Raw genomic sequence first — 3,038 nt, 5'->3', positions numbered from 1 at the left:
ATAAGGTGTATTATGTTAATTTTAGATAAACTATAGAATCCATTAGTTTTTAAACCAATAAATTAAATATTTTATGGAACTCCAGAATATTTATTCAGGCGATACTTAAGCAATAAGGGTAGGGTGATTACATAAAGTATTGCAGCTAATGCCCATACCATTCCAGGAGCTGATGCCTGAGTCATAAAATAGAGGCTAGTAACTAATACAGGACCAATTATAGCCCCCAGACTATTAAAACTGCTTAATAGCCCTTGTAATTCACCTTGTCTTTCATCACTAATACCTCTGGACATCATTGCTTGCAAAGCAGGAACGGCTACTCCACCAAGGGCAAACAATGGTAACAACGCAAAAGGCACCCATTCTTCAACAGCAATAGATAAAAGAAGTAAACCAATTGCATCGCAAGCTATTCCACATAACAACGTATTTTTCTCTCCAAACCTCTTTACCATAGGGGCGATAGCAAAAGCCTGTGCAATAGAATGGCATATTCCATAACTAGCAAGGGAAACACCTGCAATAAATATACTCCAGCCATAACGATCCTGCCCATAGATAACCCATAAAGTTGCGGGGACTTGTGAAACCAATGTGATAATTAAAAAGATACCAAGCAATGGAGCCATATTAGGTTGAGTGATCAAATAGGATAATTTCTTTAATATTGATTGCTCCTGAACCTTCTCAGTCATTTTATTGCTGTGTTTTGATTCTTTTAATAAGACTGCTGTCATTATTAAATTAATCCCATTCATAAAAGCAGCAGCAAAGAACGGTGCATGTAAGTTCCATTCACCCAAAACTCCACCTATTACCGGACCCGCTATAAACCCAATACCAAAGACAGCTCCAAGGAGACCAAACCTTTTTGCACGCTCATGGGCTGGAGTAATATCTGAAACATAAGCTGTTGCAACAGCCATGTTGGCACTTGTAATTCCCGCAAAAATACGACCAATATATAGCCACAATAGAGAAGGAGCAGCAGCCATTAGGAGATAATCAGCCGTTGCACCAGCAATTGAAATAATTAATACAGGTCGACGTCCAAATCGGTCACTCAACGCTCCAAGGATAGGTGCAAAAATGAACTGCATCAGAGCATACACAGCTAATAAAGCACCATAGTGAACACCGCCTGCTTCAGCTCCAGCCAATGACCGTAATAATTCAGGCAAGATCGGCATAATTAAACCAATCCCAACAGCATCCAGAAATATAGTGATTAAAATCACGCTCAATGATTTCTTCACAAATGCCTTCTCTAGCAATGATAGAATTAATATTCTCTCACACACTCCCTATCAGTGATAGATTTATGAGTAAAAAAGATATTGCACCTCAACGTCTGACACGTGAAATAGTCCTGCGTACCGCATTGGATATGTTGAATGAAGAAGGCATAGATTCAATAACCACACGCAAGCTAGCTCAACGATTGGGTATTAAATCTCCAACTCTATATTGGCATTTCAAGAATAAATCCTTGTTAATGGAAGCAATGGCGGAAACCATTATAAATGAACACCATTTAGTTTCTTTACCCATCGATGGGATGACATGGCAAGATTGGTTGCTCGCTAATTCTGTAAGCTTTCGTCGAGCACTACTAGCTTACCGTGATGGTGCTCGTCTACATGCAAGAACTAGCCCCAGTCAAGGACATTTCAACACGATTGAGGCCCAAGTTGCGCTGTTATCTCATGCTGGGTTTTCTCCTGTTGAAGCAGTTGCATTACTTATGACATTAGGAAGGTTTATTGTTGGGTGGGTCCTTGAGGAGCAGCAAGAAGAAATAAGATCAGACCCACCATTCGAAGCCGATCCAACTATATATCCACTCATGCTCCAAGGAGTGAATACCTTACAAAATATGAATGCGGATGACATTTTTGAAAATGGGATTCGTATGGTGATTATCGGTGCTGAAAGACAACTTGATATTAAAATGCAAACTTAACTCTATACTGCTTTAAGCAACTGTTCTATTTAGTAATAAAGCTTTTATCCTTAATTATTTAACATAATAGAGCTTATACGAAACGCAATTTAAAATATTATTGTTTTTCATATAGTTATAAAATTTTGACTGACTTCAAAAACAGTAAAAAGCCGACTTAGAAACAAGTCGGCTTTTTTATGAGCAGGTTTGATACCTTTTGCCAAGAACATAGGTTATTAAATAATCAATTGATAAAATATATTCTTATTATTTCATTTACTCATAAAATATATTCATTATAATGTTGTGTATTCGATCGAATACAATAAAGAGGAACTTTCATGACCGAGATTAAACGTCTCCCTGAATTTGATGAATGGCTAGATAGCATTAAAGACAGTATGACCCGTCTTAAACTGAATCGAAGATTAGATAAGGTTCAGCGTGGTAATTGGGGCGATGTAAAGCATCTTCAAGAAGGTGTTTGGGAAATGCGAGAGTTCTTCGGACCAGGTTGGCGCATGTATTACATCAAACATGGTGATGTAATCATTGTGATGCTTGGAGGTGGTGATAAATCTACACAGCAAAAGGATATAGAACGAGCTGTTGATTTATCAAAATCTTTAGAGGATTGAAAAATGGTTAAAATAGCTGATCTACCTAGCTTTGACATGGCAGAAGCACTTAAGAGTGAAGAAGATATTGTAATGTATCTTAATATGGTTCTTGAAGAGAATGACCCTGCTGAACTAGCTCATGCACTTGGTGTAATTGCTAAAGCTCGTGGTATGACTCAAATCGCTAAAGAAGCAGGAATTGGACGTGAAGCACTTTACAAAGCACTCCGTCAAGATTCAGCACCTCGTTTTGATACGATTAATCGTGTAGTAAATGCTTTAGGTCTAAAACTAACTGTGCAGAATGCATAACTATTAATAAAATTTTGTCTAAGTTCCATCTTATTTAACATAAAATCTCTTATGCGAAATTTCAGCTCGATGCTTTGAAAGATGGCTAAAGCCATGTTTCAAAGTCGGGCAACTTTGCGCTTGCTGTAATTTGATTTGTAATGAGAAAAACCAAGCAA

The 3,038-nt window shown here is 37.6% G+C and carries 4 protein-coding genes; 3 read left to right on the top strand and 1 reads right to left on the bottom strand.

The genetic code is table 11. The annotated features are described in order from the left end of the window. Nucleotides 1–71: 71 nt before the first annotated feature. A complete protein-coding gene (gene tet(39) / locus FTU87_RS14835) occupies nucleotides 72–1,259 on the bottom strand; it encodes a tetracycline efflux MFS transporter Tet(39) (protein WP_026438272.1) in 1,188 nt (395 codons plus the stop codon). A 65-nt stretch (nucleotides 1,260–1,324) separates the two neighbouring features. Here tet(39) and FTU87_RS14830 point away from each other — a divergent pair, with 65 nt between their 5' ends. The 3 genes from FTU87_RS14830 (at nucleotide 1,325) to FTU87_RS14820 (ending at nucleotide 2,880) form a co-directional block, all read left to right on the top strand. Beyond that, complete coding sequence (locus FTU87_RS14830) at nucleotides 1,325–1,966, top strand: TetR/AcrR family transcriptional regulator C-terminal domain-containing protein (RefSeq protein WP_004787586.1); 642 nt, start codon at nucleotides 1,325–1,327, stop codon at nucleotides 1,964–1,966. A 323-nt stretch (nucleotides 1,967–2,289) separates the two neighbouring features. Then, nucleotides 2,290–2,586 carry a type II toxin-antitoxin system RelE/ParE family toxin gene (locus FTU87_RS14825; protein WP_004787583.1) on the top strand — a complete coding sequence of 99 codons (297 nt, stop codon included), beginning with the start codon at nucleotides 2,290–2,292 and terminating at the stop codon, nucleotides 2,584–2,586. A 3-nt stretch (nucleotides 2,587–2,589) separates the two neighbouring features. Further along, entirely contained in the window at nucleotides 2,590–2,880 is a 291-nt protein-coding gene (locus FTU87_RS14820) for an addiction module antidote protein (protein WP_004787581.1), read from the top strand. Nucleotides 2,881–3,038 lie beyond the last annotated feature (158 nt).

The sequence above is a fragment of the Acinetobacter sp. YH12156 genome, from assembly GCF_013418235.1.
Classification (GTDB): Bacteria; Pseudomonadota; Gammaproteobacteria; order Pseudomonadales; family Moraxellaceae; genus Acinetobacter; species Acinetobacter pseudolwoffii.
Note: the sequence above shows the minus strand (reverse complement) of the source record. Positions and strands in the feature narration are given on the sequence as shown.